The organism is Micromonospora sp. SCSIO 07396, assembly GCF_053667945.1.
This window is the reverse complement of the sequence record NZ_CM132210.1, coordinates 4002236-4025722: the sequence shown is the minus strand read 5'-3', so window position 1 is coordinate 4025722 and position 23487 is coordinate 4002236. Positions and strand designations below refer to the sequence as shown.

Annotated in this window: 13 protein-coding genes; 11 read left to right on the top strand and 2 right to left on the bottom strand. The window is 70.0% G+C overall.

What is annotated here, in order from left to right:
* The first annotated feature begins 70 nt into the window (after window positions 1-70).
* Genes ACWCHM_RS17285 through ACWCHM_RS17250 form a run of 8 tightly spaced genes read left to right on the top strand, consistent with a single transcriptional unit; the run spans window position 71 to window position 8870 of the window.
* Window positions 71-1768 (top strand): HAD-IIIA family hydrolase, encoded by a 1698-nt coding sequence (locus ACWCHM_RS17285; protein ID WP_454219026.1) that lies wholly within the window; start codon window positions 71-73, stop codon window positions 1766-1768.
* The gene (locus tag ACWCHM_RS17280; RefSeq protein WP_454219025.1) at window positions 1765-2727 is read left to right on the top strand and encodes a glycosyltransferase; all 963 of its coding nucleotides are present in this window, start codon (window positions 1765-1767) and stop codon (window positions 2725-2727) included. Before ACWCHM_RS17285 ends, ACWCHM_RS17280 begins: the two co-directional genes overlap by 4 nt.
* Window positions 2712-3929, top strand: coding sequence for a glycosyltransferase (locus tag ACWCHM_RS17275; protein ID WP_454219024.1), 1218 nt, complete (start codon window positions 2712-2714; stop codon window positions 3927-3929). Before ACWCHM_RS17280 ends, ACWCHM_RS17275 begins: the two co-directional genes overlap by 16 nt.
* A complete protein-coding gene (locus tag ACWCHM_RS17270; RefSeq protein WP_454219023.1) occupies window positions 3929-4699 on the top strand; it encodes a D-sedoheptulose-7-phosphate isomerase in 771 nt (256 codons plus the stop codon). Before ACWCHM_RS17275 ends, ACWCHM_RS17270 begins: the two co-directional genes overlap by 1 nt.
* Entirely contained in the window at window positions 4696-6180 is a 1485-nt protein-coding gene (locus ACWCHM_RS17265; protein WP_204961304.1) for a PfkB family carbohydrate kinase, read from the top strand. The genes ACWCHM_RS17270 and ACWCHM_RS17265 overlap by 4 nt, the downstream gene beginning before the upstream one ends.
* Entirely contained in the window at window positions 6177-6878 is a 702-nt protein-coding gene (locus ACWCHM_RS17260) for an SDR family oxidoreductase (RefSeq protein WP_204961305.1), read from the top strand. Before ACWCHM_RS17265 ends, ACWCHM_RS17260 begins: the two co-directional genes overlap by 4 nt.
* Window positions 6875-7885 carry a glycosyltransferase family 9 protein gene (locus tag ACWCHM_RS17255; protein ID WP_454219022.1) on the top strand — a complete coding sequence of 337 codons (1011 nt, stop codon included), beginning with the start codon at window positions 6875-6877 and terminating at the stop codon, window positions 7883-7885. The genes ACWCHM_RS17260 and ACWCHM_RS17255 overlap by 4 nt, the downstream gene beginning before the upstream one ends.
* 1 nt (window position 7886) lies before the next feature.
* A complete protein-coding gene (locus ACWCHM_RS17250) occupies window positions 7887-8870 on the top strand; it encodes a DNA topoisomerase IB (protein ID WP_204961307.1) in 984 nt (327 codons plus the stop codon).
* 201 nt (window positions 8871-9071) lie between these two features.
* Here the strand turns inward: ACWCHM_RS17250 and ACWCHM_RS17245 are convergent, their stop codons facing one another.
* Window positions 9072-10106 (bottom strand): AraC-like ligand-binding domain-containing protein, encoded by a 1035-nt coding sequence (locus tag ACWCHM_RS17245; protein ID WP_421488868.1) that lies wholly within the window; start codon window positions 10104-10106, stop codon window positions 9072-9074.
* Between the two features lie 459 nt (window positions 10107-10565).
* On the opposite strand from ACWCHM_RS17245, the gene ACWCHM_RS17240 reads away from it, so the two are divergent.
* On the top strand, window positions 10566-11009 hold the full coding sequence (locus tag ACWCHM_RS17240; protein WP_454219021.1) for a hypothetical protein: 444 nt from the start codon (window positions 10566-10568) through the stop codon (window positions 11007-11009).
* A 120-nt stretch (window positions 11010-11129) separates the two neighbouring features.
* Here ACWCHM_RS17240 and ACWCHM_RS17235 read toward each other — a convergent pair whose 3' ends face one another.
* The gene (locus ACWCHM_RS17235) at window positions 11130-15497 is read right to left on the bottom strand and encodes a LamG-like jellyroll fold domain-containing protein (RefSeq protein ID WP_454219020.1); all 4368 of its coding nucleotides are present in this window, start codon (window positions 15495-15497) and stop codon (window positions 11130-11132) included.
* 119 nt (window positions 15498-15616) lie between these two features.
* Between ACWCHM_RS17235 and ACWCHM_RS17230 the strand changes: the two genes are divergently transcribed.
* Window positions 15617-22771, top strand: a complete 7155-nt coding sequence (locus tag ACWCHM_RS17230; protein WP_454219019.1) for an RHS repeat-associated core domain-containing protein — start codon at window positions 15617-15619, stop codon at window positions 22769-22771.
* A 54-nt stretch (window positions 22772-22825) separates the two neighbouring features.
* Entirely contained in the window at window positions 22826-23260 is a 435-nt protein-coding gene (locus ACWCHM_RS17225) for a hypothetical protein (RefSeq protein ID WP_454219018.1), read from the top strand.
* The last annotated feature ends 227 nt before the right edge of the window (window positions 23261-23487 follow it).

The window sequence follows — 23487 nt, the reverse complement described above, 5'->3', positions numbered from 1 at the left end:
CCCGACGCCGGGCGGCGTACCGCCCGGTAGGGCCAGGTTTACTCCCCGGGGCCTCGGGAACCCGCCGCCCGTGCGACGGGACGCGGAGCCGTATCAGCGCAGGTCAGGCCGGATTGATCCGGTCGCTGGCCGGGGCGGCCGCGCACTGTACGACGCGGTGCTGCTCGACCGGGACGGCACCCTGATCGAGGACGTGCCCTACAACGGCGACCCCGACAAGGTACGGCCGGTGCCCGGCGCGCGGGCGGCGCTGGACCGGCTGCGCGCCGCCGGGCTACGGCTCGGCGTGGTCACCAACCAGTCGGGGCTGGCCCGGGGGCTGTTCACCGCCGCCCAACTGCGGGCGGTCAACGCGCGGGTCGAGGAGCTGCTCGGCCCGTTCGACACCTGGCAGTGCTGCCCGCACGACGAGCGGGCCGGCTGCGCCTGCCGCAAACCCGCGCCCGGCATGGTGCACGCCGCCGCGCGGGCGCTCGGCACCACCCCGGACCGCTGCGTGCTGGTCGGGGACATCGCCGCCGACCTGGGCGCCGCCGCCGCGGCCGGCGCGGCCGGGGTGCTCGTGCCCACCCCCACCACCCGGGCCGTCGAGGTGGCCGCCGCCGGGCAGGTCGCCGCCGACCTGCCCGCCGCCGTGGAGCTGATCCTCACCCGGTCCGCCCTGGTCGCCGGCCCGCCGCCGCGCCGGGCCGGCACCGTGCTGGTGGTGCGCAGCGACTCCGCCGGGGACGTCCTGGTCACCGGCCCGGCCGTCCGGGCCGTCGCCGGGTACGCGCAGCGGGTCGTGCTGCTCTGCGGCCCCCGGGGCCGCGCCGCCGCCGCCCTGCTGCCCGGCGTCGACGAGGTCGTCGAGTGGCCGCTGCCCTGGATCGACGGCACGCCCGACCCGGTCGACCCGGCGGACATCGACCGGCTCACCGACCGGCTGCGCGCGGTCCGGGCCGACGAGGCGGTCGTGTTCACCTCGTTCCACCAGTCGCCCCTGCCGCTGGCGCTGCTGCTGCGGCTGGCCGGCGTGCCGAGGGTCAGCGCGATCAGCGACGACTACCCGGGTTCGCTGCTCGACGTGCGGCACCGGGTCCCCGCCGGGCTGCCCGAGCCGGAGCGGGCGCTGTCGCTGGCCGCCGCCGCCGGTTTCACGCTGCCGCCCGGCGACGATCCGCGACTGCGGGTCCGCGCCGACCGGGTGCCGCCGGCGCCGGCCGGGCTCGGCGGCCCCGGGTACCTGGTGCTGCACCCCGGTTCGGCGGTGCCGAGCCGGGCCGTGCCACCGGAACTGGCGGCCCGGATCGTGCGGACCCTCACCGCCGCCGGGCACCGGGTGGCGGTCACCGGCGGACCCGACGAGACGGCGCTGACCGCCCGGGTGGCCGGCGACACCGGCATCGACCTGGGCGGCCGGACCGGCCTGGCCGACCTGGCCGGGGTGCTCGCCCACGCCGGCGCGCTGGTGGTCGGCAACACCGGGCCGGCGCACCTGGCCGCCGCGCTGGGCGTGCCGGTGGTCAGCCTGTTCGCCCCCACCGTCCCCTACGGACAGTGGGGGCCCTACCGGGTGCCGACGGTCCGGCTGGGCGACGCCGCCGCACCGTGCCGGGACACCCGGGCCACGGTCTGTCCGGTGCCCGGCCACCCCTGCCTGTCGGCCGTCGAACCGGGCCGGGTCCTCGACGCGGTACGCCTGCTCGGCGTCCCCGCCGACGCCCCGGCCGGGGTGACGCCGGCCGGGGTGACGCCGGTGACCGCCGGGCGGGGGAGTCGGCGATGAACATCCTGCTCTGGCACGTGCACGGCTCCTGGACCACGTCCTTCGTGCACGGCAGGCACCGCTACCTGGTGCCGGTCACCCCCGACCGGGGCCCGTACGGGCTGGGTCGGGCGCGCACCTACCCGTGGCCGGACACCGCCGTCGAGGTGACCCCGGAGCAGTTGCGCCACGCCGACGTCGACGTGGTGCTGCTGCAACGCCCCGAGGAACACGACCTGGCCCGGCAGTGGCTCGGCCGGGCGGTGCCGGCGGTCTACGTCGAGCACAACACCCCCAAGGGCGACGTGCCGAACACCAGGCACCCGATGGCCGACCGGGAGGACCTGCTGCTCACCCACGTCACCCACTTCAACGAGCTGTTCTGGGACAACGGGTCCACCCGCACCGCCGTCGTCGAACACGGCGTGGTGCCACCCGCGGTGACCTGGACCGGCGAGCTGGACCGGCTCGCCGTGGTGATCAACGAGCCGGTACGCCGGAATCGGATCACCGGCACCGACCTGCTCGCCCGGTTCGCCGAGATCGCCCCGCTGGACGTGTTCGGCATGAAGGTGGCCGGGCTCGCCGACCACCTGGGCCTGCCGGCCGACCGGTTGACCAGCCACGACGACGTCCCGCAGCACCTGATGCACGTCGAGCTGGCCCGGCGGCGGGCCTACCTGCACCTGTGCCGGTGGACCTCGCTCGGGTTGAGCCTGATCGAGGCGATGACCATCGGGATGCCGGTGGTCGCGCTGGCCACCACCGAGGCCGTGCAGGCGGTGCCTCCCGCGGCGGGGGCGTTGTCCACCCGGGTCGACACCCTGCTGGCCGCCGCCGCCCGGTTCGTCGCCGACCCCGCCGAGGCGCGTCGCGCGGGTGCGCAGGCGCGGACCGCCGCGCTGGGCCGTTACGGCCTGGACCGTTTCCTCGCCGACTGGGACCGCCTGCTGGAGGAGGAAGTATGCGCATCGCGATGATCTCCGAGCATGCCAGCCCGCTCGCCGTGCTGGGCGGTGAGGACGCCGGTGGGCAGAACACGCACGTCGCGGAACTCTCCGCCGCGCTGGTGGCGGCCGGCCACGACGTCCGGGTCTACACCCGACGCGACGCCGTCGACCTGCCGGTCGCCGTGCGCGCCCCGGACGGGTACGAGGTGGTGCACGTGCCCGCCGGGCCGGCCGAACCGGTCGCCAAGGACGCCCTACTGCCGCACATGAAGGAGTTCAGCCACTGGCTCACCGGCCGCTGGCGGGGCGGGGACTGGGTGCCCGAGGTGGTGCACGCGCACTTCTGGATGAGCGGGTTGGCCGCGCTGGCCGCCGGCCGGCAGACCGGGGTGCCGGTGGTGCAGACGTACCACGCGTTGGGCACGGTCAAGCGGCGTCACCAGGGGGTCCAGGACACCAGCCCGGCCCGGCGGATCGGCTACGAACGGGAACTGGGGTGCGCCGTCGACCGGGTCGTCGCCCAGTGCAGCGACGAGGTCGGCGAGCTGGTCCGGCTCGGCGTACCCCGGTCCCGGATGACCGTCGTGCCGTCCGGGGTGAACCTGGACACCTTCGCCCCGCTCGGCCCGGCCGTCGACCGTGACGCCGACCGGCCCCGGGTGCTCACCGTCGGCCGGCTGGTGGAACGCAAGGGCTTCCAGACGGTGATCCGGGCGATGGCGCTGGTGCCCGACGCCGAGTGCGTGGTCGTCGGCGGGCCGCCCGCCGGGCTGCTGGAGACCGACCCGTGCGCCCGGCGGCTGCGGGCGCTCGCCGGCACCTGCGGGGTCGCCGACCGGGTCCGGCTGGTCGGGGCGGTGCCCCGGGAGGAGATGGGCCGCTGGTACCGGTCGGCCGACGTGCTGGTCGCCGCCCCCTGGTACGAGCCGTTCGGGCTGACCCCGTTGGAGGCGATGGCCTGCGGGGTGCCCGTCGTCGGCACGGCGGTCGGCGGCATCCGGGACACCGTGGTCGACGGGGTGACCGGGGACCTGGTGCCGGCCCGGGACCCGCAGGCGCTGGGCGACGCGCTGGCCGGCCTGCTCGGCGACCCGGCCCGCCGCTACGGCTACGCCACCGCCGCGTTGCAGCGGGCCCGCCGCAGCTACTCGTGGGCCACCGCCGCCGACCGGTTGACCGAGGTGTACGCCGAGGTCGCCGCCGTACGCAGGCCGAGCCGGGTGGTCGCCTGATGACGACCTCGACCCGGGCGGCACGGGCCGGCCTGCTCGACGCGCACCTGACCCTGCTGGCCGAGGCGCTGCTGCCGTACCGTGCGGCGGAGCCGTTGCTGGCCCGCTGGGGCACCGAGCTGGCCGGCATCCTGGTCGGCGGCGGGCGGTTGCTGGTCGCCGGCAACGGGGGCAGCGCCGCCGAGGCCCAGCACCTCACCGCCGAACTGGTAGGCCGGCTGCGCGACGAGCGCCGGCCGCTGTCGGCGATCGCCCTGCACGCCGAGACCTCCGCGTTGACCGCGATCGGCAACGACTACGGCTACGACGAGGTCTTCGCCCGGCAGGTGCGGGCCCACGGCCGTCCCGGTGACGTCCTGCTGCTGATGTCCACCAGCGGGTCCAGCGGCAACCTGCTCGCCGCCGTGGCCGCCGCCCGGGAGGTCGGGCTGCGCTGCTGGGCGTTCACCGGCCCGACGCCGAACCCGCTCGCCGACGCCTGCCACGAGGCGCTGGGCGTCGCCTCGCCGGACAGCCAGGTGGTGCAGGAACTGCACCTGGTCTCCACCCATGTGCTCTGCGAGTACGTCGACCGGGCGCTGCCCACGGCGCTGACCGCGCTGGCCGGCCAGGCGGCGGCCAGCGCCGCCGCGTCGGCGGCCCGGCCCGTGGACCCGGCGGCGGACGACCCGGTCGACGCATCGCCGGTGGCCGACGGCGGGCCGGTCCGGGCCGGGGTGGAGGTGGTCGTCGACCCGACGGCCGACCGACGGCGTGGGGACCCGGTGTGAGGGGCCCGCTGGTGGTGCTCGGGGACACCCTGCTCGACCGGGACGTCGAAGGGGTGGTGAACCGGCTGTGCCCCGACTCGCCGGTGCCGGTGCTGGACGAGACGGCCGCCGCCGACCGGCCGGGCGGGGCGGGCCTGGCCGCCGTCTTCGCCGCCGCCACGGGTGCCGAGGTGGCGCTGGTGACCGCGCTTGCCGACGACGCCGGGGCGGCCCGGCTCAGCTCGCTGCTCACCGCCGCCGGGGTGCAGGTGTACGGGCTGCCGCTGGCCGGGGCGACCCCGGAGAAGGTCCGGCTGCGGGCCCGGGGCCGGGTGCTGCTGCGCCACGACCGGGGTGGCATGGCGGGCGAACCGGGGCCACCCACCGAGGCGGTGCTGCGGCTGCTCGCCGGGGCGTCCGCCGTGCTGGTCAGCGACTACGGCCGGGGGGTGGCCCGACAGCCGGCGCTGCGGGCGGCGCTGGCCGCGACCCGCGCCCCGGTGGTCTGGGACCCGCACCCCCGGGGCCCGGTCGCGGTGCCCGGGGTGCGGCTGGTCACCCCGAACGAGCCGGAGGCCCGGGAGTTGGCCAAGGTGCCGCCGGGCGGGTCCCGGCTGGCGGTCGCCGCCCGCGCCGGCCAGGGACTGCGGGAACGCTGGCGGGCCGGGGCGGTGGTGGTCACCCTCGGGGGTGACGGCGCGCTGCTCTGCTCCGCCGGGGCGACGCCGCTGATGGTCTCCGCGCCGGTCAGCGCCGAGGGGGACACCTGCGGGGCGGGGGACCGGTTCGCCTCGGCCGCCGCGGTGGCGCTCGCCGGGGGCGCGCTGGTCTCCGAGGCGGTCCAGGCGGCCGTCGGCGCGGCGTCGGCGTACGTGGCCGACGGCGGGGTGGCCGCCGCGCTGCCCGTACCGGTGCGGGACTGCCCGCCGGTGCTGGTCGGCGGCGGGGAACGGATCGGGGCCGCCGCGGCGGGCGCGGTGGTGGCCGAGGTCCGCGCTGCCGGTGGCACCGTGGTCGCCACCGGGGGCTGCTTCGACCTGCTGCACGCCGGGCACGTGGCGACGTTGCAGGCCGCCCGGCAGCTCGGCGACTGCCTGGTGGTCTGCCTGAACTCCGACACCAGCGTCACCGGCCTCAAGGGCCCCGACCGGCCGGTGATCCCGCAGGGCGACCGGGCCCGGCTGCTCGCCGCGTTGAGCTGCGTCGACGCGGTGGTGGTCTTCGACGAACCCACCCCGCACGCCACGCTGGGCTGGCTGCGGCCCGACGTCTGGGTCAAGGGCGGGGACTACGCCACCGGCGTCGGCGACGGGCCGGGCCTGCCGGAGGGCGAGCTGTTGCGCCGGTGGGGCGGGGACAGCGTGGTGGTGCCGTACCTGGACGGGCGCTCCACCACCGACATGATCGCGGCGGCCCGGGGCGAACGCCGGGGCACCGGCCGGCCGGAGCCCGCCGGGTCCCCGGTCGGACCGGCGCATCCGACGACGGAGGGAGCACGATGAGCAGCAGTCCACCCGGTGCCGGTCCGGCCGTCCTGGTCACCGGCGGGTCGAGCGGCCTCGGCGCGGCGGTGGTCACCGCCGTCGCGCGCGCCGGCGGACGACCGCTGGTGCTGGACCGGCGACCCCCCGCCGACGGGGTGCCGTGGATCGAGTGCGACCTGGCCGACACCCGGGCCGCCGAGGAGGCCACCCGGGACCTGGCCGAACGGGTCGGCGGGCTGGACGCGGTGGTGACCGCCGCCGGCATGGACGTGCCCGGCAGACTGGCCGACGTCCCCCGCGACACCTGGGAACGGATCGTCGTGGTGGACCTGCTCGCCACGGTGGCGGTGGTCCGGGCCGCGCTGCCCTACCTGGAGGCGTCCCGGGGCAACGTCGTCACGGTCGCCTCCACCCTGGGCGTCAAGGCGGTCGGCGACGCCACCGCGTACTGCGCGGCGAAGTTCGGGGTGGTCGGGTTCACCAGGTCACTCGCCGCCGAGCTGGCCGGCAGCGTCGGGGTGACCCTGCTCATCCCCGGCGGGATGCGCACCGCGTTCTTCGACGACCGCGACCCGCAGTACCGTCCGGGCCCGGACGCGAAGCTCAACGACCCGGCCGACACCGCCGCCGCGATCATGTTCGCGCTGTCCCAGCCACCCGGTAGCACCGTGCGGGAACTGGTGGTCTGCGCCGAGCAGGAGACCTCGTACCCGTGATCCTGGTGTTGCGGGCGCTCGGCGTCGGTGACCTGGCCACGGCGGTGCCCGCGCTGCGCGCCCTGCGGGCCGGGCATCCGGGCGAGGAACTGGTGCTGGCCGCGCCGGCCTGGCTGGGCCCGCTGGTCGAGCTGGTCGGCGGGGTCGACCGGCTGCTGCCCACCGACGACCTCGGCCCGCCGCCCTGGCCCGTCCCGCCGTCGGCCGACGGGTCGTCGCCGGGCGTGCCGTCGTGGTCCGGGCCGCTCCCGAATGACGTGCCGTCGTGGTCCGGGCCGCCGCCGCGGGTGGCGGTCAACCTGCACGGACGCGGGCCGGGGTCACACCGGATGCTGGCCGGCGCGGGCCGGCTGGTGGCCTTCCGGTGCCCGCCCGCCGGGCACCGCGACGGCCCCGACTGGGACGACGACGAGCACGAGGTGGACCGCTGGTGCCGGCTGCTCGACTGGTACGGCATCCCGGCCGACCGCACCGACCTGGCGTTGCGCCGCCCACCGCCGGGCCGGCTGCCGGCCGGGGTGACCGTGGTGCACCCGGGCAGCAAGGTCGAGGCGAAGCGGTGGCCGGCGGACCGGTTCGCCGCGCTGGCCCGGCGGCTGGCCGACCGGGGGCACCGGGTGGTGGTGACCGGCTCGGCCGGGGAACGGGACCTGGCCGCCCGGGTGGCGGCCGACGCGGGCCTGCCCCGCTCGGCGGTGCTGGCCGGCCGGACCGACCTGGGTGAGCTGGCCGCCCTGGTGGCCGCCGCCCGGCTGGTGGTCAGCGGGGACACCGGGGTCGGTCACCTGGCCACCGCCTACCGGGTCCCGTCGGTGCTGCTGTTCGGCCCGGTGCCGCCGGCCCGCTGGGGCCCGCCGGCCGACCGGCCGTGGCACCGGGTGCTCTGGGCCCCGGGCGGGGATTGCGCCGCCGTGCCCGGGGTAGGTACGGCGTCGAGATGGGCGGCGCTCCCGGTCGACCGGGTGCTGGCCGCCGTGGACGAGGCCGAGGAAACGGTACGGGTCTGAGGTGCGACTACGGCGCAGTGATCCGGGTCGGGCGGGGTACGGGCGTCGCCGGCGCGGCAAGGGCTGGACCTTCCTGGACCGGCACGGTGAGCGGGTGCGGGACCCGGACACGCTTGCCTGGCTGGGCGAGCTGGTGATCCCGCCGGCCTGGTCCGACGTGTGGATCGCGCCGTACCCCAACGGGCACATCCTGGCCACCGGCACCGACGCCGCCGGACGCCGACAGTACCTCTACCACCCGCAGTGGCGGCGCAAGCGCGACGAGGCGAAGTTCGACCACGTGCTGGAGGTGGCCCGCCGGCTGCCGACCCTGCGCGACCGGATCGCCGGTGACCTGGCCGGGCGGGGGCTGAACCGGGACCGGGTGCTGGCCACCGTCGTCCGGCTGCTCGACATGGGCGCCTTCCGGGTCGGCAACGAGCAGTACGCCGTCGGGGAGGACGCCACCTTCGGCGTGTCCACCCTGCGCCCGGAGCACGCCCGGTCCCGGGGCGGCTGCGTGGTGTTCGAGTTCCCGGCCAAGGGCGGCGTCGAACAGGTCCGCCGGATCGAGGACCCGCAGCTGTGCCAGGTGCTGACCACCCTGCGGCGGCGTCGGCGTACCGAGGAACGCCTCTTCGGCTACTGGGACGGGCGGGTCTGGCGGGATGTGCGCAGCGACGAGGTCAACGGCTACCTGCGCGACGCCAGCGGCGGCGAGATGACCGCGAAGGACTTCCGCACCTGGCACGCCACCGTCCGGGCGGCCACCGAACTGGCGACCGTGGGGACCCAGCGTTCGGTGACGGCCCGTCGCCGGGCGGTGGCCGGGGTGATGCGGGCGGTGGCCGACCTGCTCGGCAACACCCCCACGGTGGCCCGGACCTCGTACGTGGACCCCCGGGTGGTCGACCTCTACCACGAGGGCGTGGTGCTGCCGGTGCCCGCCGACGCCCCGCGTGAGCAGGTCGAACGGTCGGTGCTGGAGCTGCTGGCGGAGACCTGACCGACCCCGCCGCTGTTCCTGGGGGGAAGGCGCGACGGGGCCGGGGCCGGTGCGGCCGGGGAGCCATCCGGGCGACGGCGGTCGTGTGCCGGACGGGCTGCGGCACCGGGCGGCCGTCCGTGACCCGCCTGGGTCACGGACGCCACGCCGCGGTCCCCCGTTACCGTCGGGCCGGGCGGTCGGGTGACCGCCGGCCCACGGTCAGTATGTCGGTCCCGGGTTGACTGCGGACGCCGTGCTGTTGACGATCCGTGCCTGTTGCAGGTGCAGTTCCCGGTACGCCTGGGGGGTGAGCTGGTGGGCGGCCCGGAAGGCCCGGCTGAAGTGCGCCTTGTCCCGGAAGCCCCAGCGGGCGGCGACGGCCTGCACCGGCCGGTGGGCCAGCGTCGGGTCGGCCAGGTCCCGCCGGCACCGCTCCAACCGCAGCTGCCTGATGTACGACGCCACCGTGGCGTGCTCCTCCTCGAAGAGCCGGTGCAGGCTGCGTACCGAGATGTGGTGTGCCTCGGCGATGGTGGCCGGGGTCAGCCCGGCGTCACCGAGGCACCGCTGGACGTACGCCTGCACCTGGGCGAGCAGTGCCCGGCGGCGTACCTCGCGGGGCATCTCGTCCTCGGCGACCAGGTACCGGCCGAGCATGGTGGCGATCAGGTCCAGTGCCACCCCGCCCAGCCGCTCGGCGTCGGCCTGCTGGTACTGCTCCGGATGGCTGGTGATCCGGGTCAGGTACTGGGCGACCAGCGCGCCGACCCCCTCGCTGGCCGACATCCGGCCGGCCAGCAGCGGGGCGAGCTGGTCCGGGGTGAGCGGGAGCGCCCCGTACGGGACCAGGGCGACGATCGAGGCGGCGTGCTCCGCGCCGTTGCCGTCGCCGAGGTGGCTCACCTCGTGCGGCCGGGAACCGTCGTAGAAGGTGAACTCACCGGCCCCGAGCCGGCTCTCCCGCCCGGCCTGCCCGGCGATGCCGGTGCCGTTGGTGGTGAGAGCGAGCATGTGGAAGTCCACCTCGGTGCGGCGGACCAGCTTGGGGGTGCGGACCGCCGCAAGCGACGGGTAGCGGTAGCGCACCAGCCGGATCGGGCCCAGCTCGACGAACTCGGCGCGGGCCCGGAAGTCGTGTTGGTGGTCGGAGCGGATGCGCAGCGGCGCGGCGGTCCGGGCGACCAGGTCGAGCCACATCCCGAACCGTTCCGTCGGCGGCAGTTGTTCGGTGTCGATCACTGTGCGGTGCACCATGTCCGGCCTCCCCGTCGGCGGGCACTTCCCCTCCATTCTGGACGAAGAACCCACCGGCCCGCTCCGCGCGGGGTCCGGGCCGGTGTCACCGGTTCGCGATGTCACCGATTCAACGGCATCGAAGCGACCGGGACACCGCAACATCGGCGACAGTGAGTTGACCAACGGATCCGCGACCGCCGGTTGTCGTTTCTCGGTGCTGGTCGCCGGGTTCGTGGGCGTCCCGTGTCCGGTGCGCCGGTGTGCGGTCTGTGACGGTGACGACCGCGGCGCGGTCGAGTTGATCGATGACGTTGTCGGGATGGCGGCCCGGGCCGGTGACGGTACGGCTACTTCCGCCGCGCCGTGGTTGAGGTTGGTGCCGGCAGCGGTCGGGGCTTCGGATTGGTCGCGTAGTTGGGCCGGGCCGGAGTGGTAGCTTTACCGCCCCGTTGTGGCTAGTGCAGATAGGACGTTTGCGTGACTGACGATCACTCCCTGGCCGACCACGCCGTGGAGGTGCCGAGTCGACGACGCCGGTGGGTCGGCCTGTTGGTGGTGTTCCTCGTTCTGCTCGTTCTAAGTGTCGGCGGCGCGGCGGCGTACCGGCAGTTCGCCGACCGGGAGGATGAGGATCCGGGGGTTACGGCGTGCCGGTCGGCGGGGTTCGTGGTGCGGGCCGCACAGGGTGAGGTCGTGCCCGATGACGAGTTGCAGCGGATGTGGGAGTTGTTTCAGCGTTCCGCTCACGAGGATCTGAAGTCTGCCGGGCTCTTCGCGGTGGGCTCGGCACAGCGGGTGCAGTTGGGGAAGGGGCAGAACGATGCGCCGATGGTGGTCGATTTCCGAATGGCCAACCTGGCTTTCGCGGTTCCCAGGTTGACGGCTGCCTGTGGGAACCACCAGGTCACCGTCGAGGGATAGCAGTGGAGTCGACGCCGCCGCAGCCAGTTGCATGGTCGCGGCGACGCCCACTCGATCGACGGGCTGACGGCGGAGTGGCGCTGAGGGCTGTTCGGTGGTACCGCCCGCCCAGCCAGGTGGCTACCAGCCGGTGGCGATGGTGGTTCTTGCGCTCAGTAGTCCGTTGGTGGTGCCTGGGTAGAGGTACACGGTGCCGGTGGAGTTGTCGCGGGCGATGACGTCGGGTTTGCCGTCACTGTTGAAGTCGGTGAGGCCGAATGAGGTGAAGTTCCCCCAGCCGGTGCCGACCTGGCTGACGTTGTTGGGTGGGAAGTCGTACAGGTTGAGGATGCCGGTGCTGGTCAGGCGGGCGTATACGTCGGGTGTGCTGTCGCCGACGACGTTGGCGATGCCGAAGGTGCTGTAGTTGGTGGACCAGCCGGTGCCGAGCAGTACCCGGGTGGCCTGGCCGCCCTTCAGGTCGCCGGGATAGTTCCACATGTCGCCGGTGGAGCTTGCGGTGATGATGTCCTGGTAGCCGTCCCTGTTCCAGTCGGTCACGCCGAAGGGGCGGAAGCTGCACCAACCGTTGCCGAGGAACGTGGGCTGGGGGTTGAGGTCGTTTGCGGTTCCGAGGAAAACCTGGAGGTTGCAGGTGGTGTCGTCGCGGGCTATGAGGTCCTGGTAGCCGTCGTGGTTGAAGTCGGCGATGCCGAACGGGGTGAACTGGTCCCAGCCGGTGGACATGAGGTGGGGATCGGTCAGTTGGGTTCCCTGCTTGCGGTACTTCCAGAGGCTGCCGGTGGTGTCGACGGCGTAGGTCTCCGTCTCGGCGGTGCCGGTTCCCGGCGGTGTCCAGGTCGTCGATCCGAGCGGTGTGAGGGAACCGGTCTTGGTGGTGTTGCTCGCGCCGGCCTGGGTCGGGGTCAGTGCCCGTTTCCATACCTGTAGGTTGCTGATCTTGCCGGCGTAGTAGGCGGTCGGGGCGGCTTGGTACTTGTATCGGCCGACCACGAACTTGCCGGTGCTCGGCCAGGTCGGATTCGCTGTGAACGCGGTGCTGCCTTTGAGTACGCCGTTGACGTAGAGCGAGATGGTGCGGGTTTCGGCGTTGTACGTGGCGACCAGGTGTGTCCAGACGCCGAGTGCGGTCCCGGCCGGAGTCACGACCTGGGTGTAGGACCAGCCGCTGTCGGCGTTGCCCAAGCCGAAGCGCCAGGTGTTGTCGCTCGTGTTGTTCCAGAGGATGAAGCGTGAGGCGTTTGCCCCGTCCTCGGAGACGATGACGCCGCCTGCGGTGGTGGGCTTCACCCAGACCGCAAGGCTGAACGACTTGGTGGTGTCGATCAGAGAATCGTTGCGGAAAAGCTCGCCCTGTAACGCAGGGTTCGGCGTGGCGGTCGCCGAATCCATGTTGAGCATCAGGCTGGGACTGAACATGTCTCCGCTGCGCCACAACGCCCCCGTGGTGGTGGCGGTGAGGGACTTGCCACCCGAAGAGTCGACGGCGCTGGACACCGCCCCGTCGGTGCCTTCGTCGAACAGCCAGGTGTGCTGTGAGGTGATCAGACTCTGGGTGGGCTGTGCGTCCAAGGCCGTGGGGCTGGAGTTCGTACCTACCAGCCAGGCGGTGACTGCCGCGCCTGCTCCCGTGGCCCATAGGTCTGGCGTGCCATCGCCGTTGATGTCGGCGGCTCGAAGGACCAGAGCGGTGGCCTTGTTCCAGTCGGCGGTGGCCAGTGTGCGGCTGGCATAGGTCAGCTGCGCGGTGTCGAGGTCGAAGGTGAGATCGGTCCACAAATACAGGGCACCGGTGGAGCGGTTCCACAGGAACATGGCGGTGCCGGTGGCGGTCTGGGCGGTGGTGACCGTCCAGTTGTTCCAGTCGGTTCCGCCGGTGGGGGTCAGTGCCGTGGTACGGGTGGCCTGCTGGTAGCCACCTGGTGCACCCGTGGGGTAGTAGGTGAGATAGTAGCCGCCTGTGGTGTTGCCGCTGGTGCCGATGAGATCGGGCACGAGCGATCCGGTCTGCCGCCCGTCTCCGGCACTGGCGACCTGGATCGGGGAGGTATCGGCTTCGTCAACGAGTGCTTCTCGGGGAATGGTGATCTGCTGATCGCCGCCCCGCGACTCGATGGTCGATCCGTCACCGTTGGCGTGCAGGAGCACGGCGTCGCCGCTCGTGGGACGGTAGACCAGCACATCCTGTAGTCCGGTGTCGAAGAAGTGGCCGGTGAGCACCTGGCTGCCATCGAAGTCGGAGGACGTGCTGGTGGTGGCGACGCCGGTTCCCTGCGTGCCAATGTTGACAATGTTGGGGTTGACGCTGAGGGAGCCGCTGTTTTCGGCAAGCCAGAGACCTGCTGGCAGGTTGTTGGCCGCGCCCACGGTGATCAGGTCCGCCCTGCCGTCTCCGGTCATGTCGGCGTCGTTGGCGGTTGCGGCGGGGTCGGAGTTGAAGACTCTCACCGCCGTGTCCCCGATGTTGCCTCCGGCCGAGATGCTCGTCACGACGAGGGTGTTGGTGAACCGGGTGGGCTTGAGTGCGATCGACGTCGTTCCGGCCGATGCGGGGATCACCACGGGTGGGGCGCTGTTGAGTTGGTAGCTGTAGCTGGTTGGTGCGGTACCACCGATTGGTGGGGTGATGCCGAAGGTCGCGGTTTGGCCGACGATGGTCGGCTCTGCTGAGGTCAGTTGCACCTCGGGTTTGCCCGCACGCGTGGGGTCGAAGATGAACTTGCAGGTCACTGACCAGTCTCCGGCTGCGCCGAAGTCGGTGGCCTGAACCCGCCAGGAGAAGCTCGTCGCGGTTCCTGTGCCCGGCCCTGTGTAGCCCGAGTAGGTCCGGAGTGTGCTCTGCGGAATCACCAGCACAGCGGTGCTACCTGACGGGTAGGTGAGTGTGCTCGGATTGGAGCTGGCGACGTTGGCAGCGTCACTGGTTCTGGTCACCTTGAAGGTGACGCCGAGCACCCCGCCGTTGCGATCGGAGACGGGCGCGTACAGCGACACTGCGGAATCTCCGACGACGGTGGGTGTGGCTGCGGTGCATGAGGTGGTCGGTGAGGTGCTGAGGCCTGTGGGCGTGTTCGGTTTGTGGTTGTAGAGGATCTCCAACGCGGGGCTGGTATCCAGGAATTCCTTCCAGCTCTGGGTATCGCTGGCCTCGTTGTACGCCTTCAACCACAGGGTGCGTGTGCTCCTCTTCGCCGTGACGTCACTCGCGATCTGGCCGGTGATGTCGAATGAGACACCGCTGGCGGCGCATCCGCTGTATCCGTAGGCGAAGCTCTTGTTGGCGGCCAACGGGCCGCTGCTCTGGGACTCCCAGAAGTCCCACTTCGCGTTGCCGGAGCTGAGGACAGCGGAGGGGGCATGAACGTCCACGCGTTTCGCGGTGCAACTCCACGACAGGGTGTTGGTGATCTTGAAGAGCGCGGAATTGATCGTGGCGCCCGTCAGCGTGCTGTAGGGGATCGAGAAGTTGATGAGCGTGTTGGAACGTTGCACCCCGGAGTTGCCTACCTGCATCCGCTTGTATGGGTCGGGCGTGTCCTTCCAGTAGTTGGTCGACTGATGTTGGGCCGAGATGGTGGCCCAGCCCCCTTTGCTTGACCCGGTCGGAGTCCAGTTGAAGGTGGGGTCGATGTATACCGGGTAGACGGTCTTCGGGTTGGACAGCAGGGCGCGGTCCGGACTGAGAACGAGGTGCCCCGGCTTGATCTTCACCTTGATGGGGGCGGTGCGGGCATGGCGGCCTGGGGCTGCCGGTGAGGAGGCCGTGGTGCGGCGGTCAGCCGGCGGGCCGGCCGCGTCCCCTACGGTGGAATCCCACATGACCGGTGCGGCGGCGGTGATGACCGCGCTGCCGGAGCGATCTCGACCGGCGATGTTGCCGGCCGCGTCGGCGCTGAGAGTGAACCCGGTGCTTTCGGTGGTGAGCGTCAAGTCGGCAAGTCGAGAGTTGGTGGCGGCTTCCGGGGTGTTGACCACGAAGACGTGGGAGAAGGACCCCTCCGTGTCGACCGTGACGACCAGGTCGACGTCGGGGAGCACCTGCCGGTATGTGGCCGTGGCGCCGGAGAGTGTCGGAGGCGGCAGGGGTGCTGGTACGCCGAGGGTGAGCGCACGGTCGCCGGAGACCATCTCGGCCAGGGTCTGGTTTCCTCCGGGGGAGAGGCGGACCTCGTTCGTGGTGACCCCTGCCGTGATCCTGCCGTCGTCGTGTTGGACGAGGTTCGGGTTCAACGACTTCCACTGCCCGTCGATCTGAGTGCGCGTCGGCTTCACATGCTCGGTGAGCTGGATCTGCCCATCGGGACGGGCCGTCACCACCGTCGTCGAGGTCCCGGCGGCGGTCGCCTCGACTGGGGACCCGGTGCGTCGTGCCTCGACGACCGCCTGAGCGACTCCGATGGGTGCAGCGACGGTCTGCGCAAGGGCTGCTTCCCTGGATGGTGAGCCAGCGGCCGGGCCGCACCAGGTCGCGGCAACTGCGATGACCATGCATGCCGTCACTGTGGACGTGACCAGGCGCGGCCCTCGCGCGAGGCTGTTTCCGGGCATCAAGTCATTACTCCCCGTGTGTCAGGGGACACGCTGCCGCATGTCCGGTGGCGGCCACAGTGAACCAGCCAGACCGCCACGGCGGAACGCCCATCCTTTCCGCGCTGCCCCTTTCGACCTTCTTCGACAGGTCTGGATGCCCGGCCGCGATCTTTCGTTATGCTCCCGTGACCTCTGTGGCCGCGCGACGTGAAACATTGTCCACGCCGCTTGGTGGTCGACCCGACACCCTGCGTGTCTTTTCGTCGGTCGTCGGTCAAGGTGGGTTGGCAATGGTCGGACACGGGGGATCGCGGCTGCTCACACGCCGCAGCAGGCTCGCCGCGCTCTGCATGGGAGCGGTGCTCATCGCCGGAACGCTGGTGGCGACGCCCCCAGGGGCGATGGCCGCCGGTGCTGCAACAGCTCGACCTCCCGTCCCATCGCCCGGCCGCTCGGTCACGGGAGTGAAGCCCCTGAAGTCGAAGTTCGTCGTTCCACGTGACGCCGCGAAGACCAACTCTCACCCGACGCGGACCACCTGGCCGAAGGCCGCAGCGGCTGAGGTCGACCTGGCCTCAGCCGGTGTCCGTGCTGATGCGCCGATAACGGCGAGGGCAGCGGGAACCCCGATCTGGGTGCAGACTGCCCCGCAGCGTCAGTACTCCCACGTCGGCCCTCAGCGTCTTGGCGTGCGGGTGCTCGATCGCGCTGCCACTGCGGCTGCCGGGGTGCACGGCGTGCTGCTCAGCGTATCCGCGCCAACCGCGCGCAGCGCCGGTGCCGTGCGCGTCGGCGTGGACTACGCCGACTTCGCCGAGGCATACGGTGGCAACTACGGCTCCAGGCTCAGGCTGGTCAAGCTACCCGCCTGCGTGCTGACCACCCCACAACAAGCCGCCTGCCGTTCCATCGAGCCACTGTCGTCACGCAACGACGTGGCGGCCAGGACGGTCTCGGCTGAGATCACGGTCGGTGGTGCCGACCGTGAGGCAACTGTTGCCGGCCCCGCCACGACGGTACTCGCTGCGCTCGCTGGCGCGGGAGAGGAAGGCGGGGAGGGGGGCACCTACGCGGCTACGGATCTGAAACCCTCCGGTTCGTGGAGCGCAGGCGGAAGCACCGGGTCGTTCAGCTACTCGTACCCGCTGACCGTGCCGCCGACGCGGTCGAAGCTGGCACCGCAGTTGGCACTGTCGTACGACTCCAGCGCGGTGGACGGGCAGACCGTCGCTACCAGCGCGCAGGCGTCGTGGGTGGGTGACGGTTGGTCGACGCCGCGCAACTACGTGGAGCAGACTTTCGTCTCCTGTCAGGACGACCCCGGCGGCACTCCGTCGCCGAAGAAGACGTACGACCGTTGCTACACCGGTCCGATTCTCACCCTGTCGCTCAACGGCTCGTCGACGTCGATGATCTGGGACTCCGGCAAGGAGACGTGGAGACTCCAGAACGACAACGGCTCGGTCATCAAGCAGGTGACCAACTTCGAAACCGGCAGCGGCACCTACAACCACGACTACTGGCGGGTGACCGAACCGGACGGCACCGTCTACGAGTTCGGCCGCAACAGGTTGCAGGGTTGGTCCACCAATAAGCCAGAGACCAAGTCGGTAGACCACACCCCAGTCTATTCGCCGCATGCCGGTGATCCCTGCTACAAGTCGACCGGGTTCTCCTCCTCGGTGTGCACCATGGCCTACCGCTGGAACCTCGACTACGTCAAGGACGTCCACGGCAACGCCATGGCCTACTACTACAACCAGGCAACCAACTACTACGGCCGCAACGAGGGCGCCACGGACGTCTCCTACATCCGGGACAGTTGGCTGGCACGCATTGACTACGGCTTCACCGACGGCAACGCCTACGGCACCGTCCCGAACCGGGTCGTCTTCAACACCGGAGACCGGTGCCTCTCGGGGACCTGCAATCCGCTGAACGAGAACACGAAGGCGAACTGGCAGGATGTCCCGTTCGACCTGATCTGCAAAGAGAACACCGACTGCAAGTCCTGGAGCCCTTCGTTCTTCTCCACCGTCCGTCTCACCTCCGTCGAAACGCAGCAGTACGACACGGCAACCGCAAATTACCGGCCGGTGGACTCATACGCCCTGACACAGACCATGCCGACGACTGACGAAGACACGTCCCCGACGCTGTGGCTGAGCTCCATCACCCGCACCGGCCACGACACCACCTCAGGCGGATCGACCACGCCGATCACGCTGCCGTCCGTGTCGTTTACCGGGATTAAGCTGCCGAATCGCGTCGACACCGCAGGCGGCCTGCCCTCCTTCTACCGGCAACGCCTCGAGACGGTGACCACCGAGACCGGCTCCGTCATCACCGCCAGCTACGAGCTGCCAGAGCCCTGCACGGCACCGGTCAGCGTCAGTCCCGCGACGAACACCAAGTCCTGTTACCCGGTCTACTGGACCCCTGACGGATACTCCAATCCCACTCGTGACTGGTTCCACAAGTACGCCGTTACCAGAGTCACCGCCACCGACCCGACGGGCGGAGCACCGGCGACCGCGACCAGCTACACCTACGTTGGAGGCGCTGCCTGGCGCTACGACGACAACGAGGTCGTGAAGACGAAGTACCGCACCTACGGCCAGTTCCGCGGCTACGGCAAGGTCGAGACCCGCAACGGCGATGCCACCAACGACCCACGCACGCTCACGGCCGCCACCTATTACCGCGGCATGTCCAAAAACAACAACACCACCGTCGTCAACGTCACCGACTCGGCCGGCGGCCTCCACGAAGACATCGACCAATTGGCCGGCCGGGAACTGGAAACCACCACGTACCGCGGTGACGGGGGACCCGTCGAAACCTCGACGGTAACCTCGTACTGGATCTCGGCGGCCAGTGCGACTCGGAGCCGGACAGGCCTGCCCGACCTGACGGCGAACAAGATGGCACCGATCCAGACCTGGACCCGGCAGGCCATGACCAGCACCGGCGCGACCACCTGGCGCTACAGCCAGACCGACAACACCTACGACACGTCGGCCAGCTCGCCCACCTTCGGCCTGCTCAAGCACTCCTACGACCACACGGTCCCGGTCAACACCGCTTACGACCAGTGCACCACCACCACGTACGCACCGGCCAACACCAGCCTGAACATCATCGGGCTGATCAGCCAGGTCGAGACGGTCGCCGTGGCCTGCGGCGGCTTCACCCCGGGATCGCCGGCATCGGTCCCCGGCAGCGTCAACACCCTCACCGCGCCGACCACCGTCGACCGACCCGCGCAGGTCGTCTCCCACGTGCGCACCTACTACGACGACCCCAGTTTCGCCACGACGTTTCCCCAGGCTAACGCGCCTTCCAAAGGCAACGTGACGATGGTGCGTAAGGCGTCCGACCACGTCGCCGGCGCCTACGTCTACCAGACCACCGACCGCGCAGAGTTCGACTCCTACGGCCGAACCACCGCGATGTACGACGGGAACGGCAACAAGTCCACCACCACGTACACGGACAACGCCGTCGGCCTCACCACCGGCGTGACCACCAAGAACGCCAAGGACCACGTCTCGTCGACGACGGTCACGCCGATGCGCAACCTGACCACGGTCTCCACCGACGCCAACCTCGTGTCGACCCGCCGCCAGTACGACGCCCTCGGCCGGGTCAGAGCCGTGTGGGTGGCCGGACGGGCCACCAGCAACCCGCCTCACCATCGCTACACCTACACGGTCCAGAAGACCGGTCCCACCGCCACCACGACCGAGACGTTGAACAACGCCGGTGGCTACGCCACCTCTACGACCATCTACGACGCGCAGATGAGGGTGCGCCAGACCCAGAGCACCAGCCCCGCCGGTGGTCGCATGATCACCGACAGCTTCTACGACACCCGGGGTTGGGTACGCGCCACGTACGACGGCTGGTGGGACGAGGCCAACAACCCGGACACAACGCCCGTGTCGGCAACCAATCTCGGCAAGACGGTCTACCACCAGACCTTCAACACCTATGACGGTGCCGGCCGGGCGATCCTGGTCCAGAACGCGCGCGACAACCAGGTCGTCTCCGCCACCAGAACCGTCTACAACGGCGACCGAACCACCGTCATCCCACCAGCGGGCGGCACCACCACCTCCACCGTGACCGACCCGACGGGCCGCACCGACAAGGTGCTCCAGTACACGACGACCCCGATCCTCGTCACCCCGTCGAACCCGTTCACCGGGACGTACCACCTGACCGGCGGCACCACCACCGCCACGAGCTACGGCTACGACGCACGCGGAAACCAGGCCAGCCTCACCAACTCCGCAGGCACCACCTGGAACAGCCGGTACGACCTGCTCGCCCGGGTGATCGAGAAGACCGACCCGGACGCCGGCACCAGCACCATGACGTACGACGGTGCCGGCAACCTCACCCAGACCACCGACTCCCGCACCAAAACCGTCTCGTTCACCTACGACTCGATCAACCGCAAGACCGGCACCTTCGCCGCGCCCCTGTCCGGTCAGTCGGCGACGAACAAGCTCGCCTCCTGGGCGTACGACAACGACAACGCTGCAGTCGCCAACATGACCAACCCGATAGGCAAGTTGACCACGGTCACCGCCTACCGCAACAACGCCGCCTACATCACCCAGTACAACGGCTTCAACGCCTTCGGTGCGTCCACCGGCGAGACCATCACCATCCCCGCGGTCGAAGGGCTGCTCGGCAACACGTACACCTTCGGCCATGCGTACCTCGGGGTGACCGGACAGCCGTACAGCAACGCCTTTCCCGCCAAGGGCGGACTCCCCTCCGAGACCGTGACCTACGCGTACACCGGTGCCCTGGAACTACCGACCACCGCAGGTAGCCTGCTCGGCACCTACGCCAACGCCACCTACTACGACGCCTGGGGCCGGGTGACCGGTGGCCGGATCAACGCGAGCAGCAGCCAAGCCACCATCATCAACACCTACGACGAACACAACAGCCGGCTGAAGACCCAGAAGATCACCAAGACCACCACTACCACCAAGGACGTCGCCCAAAAGGAGTACGAGTACGACCTGTTCGGCAACATCACCAAACAGGTCGACACCCGGTACGAGCCCGCGACCACAGCAGAGACCCAGTGCTACCGGTACGACGCGCTGCGCCAACTCACCTCCGCCTGGACCGCCACCGACAACTGCGCCCTCACACCGAGCGGCAGTAACCGTGGCATGGTCGGCAGTGGCATCGGCTCCACCAGCGCCTACTGGACCGAGTGGACGGTAGACCTTCTCGGCAACCGCCAGAGCCAGAAGCAGTATGCGCTCAGCGGCGGCACGGACACCACCACGACCTACACCTATGACGGCAACAGCAAGGGGCAGCCGAACACCCTGACCAGCACGGCAACCAGCGGCGGCCTGACCGGCAACACCTCGTACACATACGACAAATCCGGCAACATGGCCACCCGCAGCGCAGGTCAGGGCAACCAGACCTTGAGCTGGGACGACACCGGCGAACTCACCGCCGTCACCGGCGGCACGGACGGCGACAGTTCCTTCCTGTACGACGCCGACGGCAATTTACTCATCCAGAAGGACCCGGGGACCAGCACCCTCTATCTCCCCGGGCAACAGATCACCCTCAACACGAGCGCCCAGACTTTGACCGGCGTGCGGTACCACCCACTCCCCAACGGGGCGACCGCTATCCGCACTGGTACCGGCAGTAACTATGGCTACACCGTCCCCAACCACCAGGGCACCCCGAGCCTCTATCTCAACAACACCGCCCAGGTCCCCACCTGGCGTCAGTACACCCCGTACGGGGACCCCCGTGGCGCCACCGTCACCACCCCCGACAACCGGGGCTTCCTCAACCAGCCCCTCAACACCAACATCGGACTCACCCAGGTCGGCGCCCGCAACTACGACCCGGCCACCGGACGCTTCATCTCGCTCGACCCCCTGCAGGACCTCACGGACCCCCAGCAGTGGAACGGCTACGCCTACGCCAACAACTCACCCGTCACCTCCAGCGACCCCAGCGGACTGATCCCCGAAGACTGCCTCGACCACGACTGCTACGGCTACAGTCCCACCAAGGGCTGCCCAGGCGGCTGCGGCACCCCGGCCAATGAACACTGGGGAAAGCGCAACGGACACAAGGGCACCACCCCCATCCGGCGACACGACCCCCGGATCCTCGGCCACGTCATCCGGGTTCCCGTCACGGTCCCACTGGAAGAGTTCACTCGCCGCTGGAACGAGCAGCGCGGCGAGAAGTTCAGCCAAGGCGTCTCCAGCTTCGATTTCGTGCGCTCAGATGAGCGTGAACTCGCGATGAGAATCTGTTACGAGATGGGCAACCCTGGTGGCTGTGGGAAGTGGACCGAAGAGCTCTGGGGTAAGCATTTCGATTTTATGGCAGAGAATCTTCCGGTAGACGATTCCCTGCCAATGCTCGGCCTTGCGGGAAAGCTCGGAAACCGTGGTGTCGGGCCAGGAAAGGGTTCTCCGCTGACGGGAGCCTGTAGCTTCAGCGGGGACACGAGAGTCCTGATGGCCGACGGTACGGCCAAGCGCCTGGATGAGGTGCGCCCAGGCGACGAAGTGATCGCCGCGGACCCAGAATCCGGCGCACAAGGTCCACGGGTCGTTGAGCACGTATGGGTTCACTTCGATGAACTTATCGACCTGGAGATCGACGGGGCGCTGCTCACCACCACCGAGGACCACCCCTTCTGGAACCACACTGCCCATCAGTGGCAGCGGGCAGACCAGCTTGACCGCAACGATCTCGTCGTGAGCCCTGAAGGACTCCAGGCTGTCGGCGGCCTCGTCCCCTCCTCGACGCAGACGGCCCTCGCATACAATCTCACGGTAAACGCCATCCACACGTACTATGTGTTGGCTGGCGCAACACCAGTCCTCGTCCACAACGACAATGGCGGCATTGATCTCAGTAATGCGACCGAGGTGCGGGGCCGATTCCCGGTGGGTGGTGCACTGGATGCAGGTGGTCCCGCTAACGGAATTCTTTACCGAACCCAGAATGGCTCAATCAGCAACTATGCTGTCTACGACGCGGATGGTGTCATTCTGCGGAGGGTTGATCTGGTAGGGGCCGCTCATGGCGGGGTCCCCACGCCGCACGTCCAGGAGTTCACGCGCAACGTGGCTCCCGACGGGCGCATCTTCCCGCAGCAGAGTAGGATCGCGACGCCGGCCGGGCCAGGTGACCTTCCGCGCGTTGGATGTTGATTAAATAGGACTTGATGGAATTAGGTCAGAAGAACTAGGAGAGGTTGCGTAGCCGTGGATCTCGATAAGCTACCGCAGCTGGAAGGCTGGATGGCGGGCGTGGACTTTGATCCACGATCATTCATCCTATCTACCACGACTGTTGCCGAAGCGGCAGCTGCATCCTTATTTTTCTGGCCTAATTTCGTTGAGTATCGCGGATTCATATTCCTGAATTTCGCTTTCGATGAACAGGCCATCGAAAATTGGTTCAGTGAGCTTGAGGGCGATGGTAAAGCTGTAGAATCGATCGCTAACCATGTTCATCTGTGGGATGTTTTCGCAGCAAAAACGGACGCTGAGAACAGAGTTCTTGCTGGCCTTGCGTCGCGGTTGGCTGAAATGTGGAGCGCCGCCCTACGGCGCGCTTTTCCGGATCGGGAATTTCTCGTTACGGTTACCGATGAGTCGGAAGACTATGGCCCGACCGTGTCCTTTCGATCGGCCTGATTCGCGACTTCTGGGAGCGCTGGCCTCGCTTCGTTGTGCGCTGTCATGCGAGGCTGTCCGCTCCGGTTGATGTCAGGGTTGATGTCAGCCGATCATGAAGACTCATCATTATCGATGATTGGTGTGACGCTGGACTTGCTCCAGCGGTCAGGCTTCGCAGGCGTGCGCGCGGGGCCGTAGGCCTTGAGCGCGTGCGCGCGGCCCGGCTTCGGCCGGGCCGTTCTTGA

Bases quoted from the DNA above. Each gene is read 5' to 3' on its own strand.
- ACWCHM_RS17280 (WP_454219025.1), top strand. From the start codon at position 1,765: ATGAACATCCTGCTCTGGCACGTGCACGGCTCCTGGACCACGTCCTTC.
- ACWCHM_RS17275 (WP_454219024.1), top strand. From the start codon at position 2,712: ATGCGCATCGCGATGATCTCCGAGCATGCCAGCCCGCTCGCCGTGCTG.
- ACWCHM_RS17245 (WP_421488868.1), bottom strand. From the start codon at position 10,106: ATGGTGCACCGCACAGTGATCGACACCGAACAACTGCCGCCGACGGAA.
- ACWCHM_RS17235 (WP_454219020.1), bottom strand. From the start codon at position 15,497: ATGGTCATCGCAGTTGCCGCGACCTGGTGCGGCCCGGCCGCTGGCTCA.
- ACWCHM_RS17260 (WP_204961305.1), top strand. From the start codon at position 6,177: ATGAGCAGCAGTCCACCCGGTGCCGGTCCGGCCGTCCTGGTCACCGGC.
- ACWCHM_RS17270 (WP_454219023.1), top strand. From the start codon at position 3,929: ATGACGACCTCGACCCGGGCGGCACGGGCCGGCCTGCTCGACGCGCAC.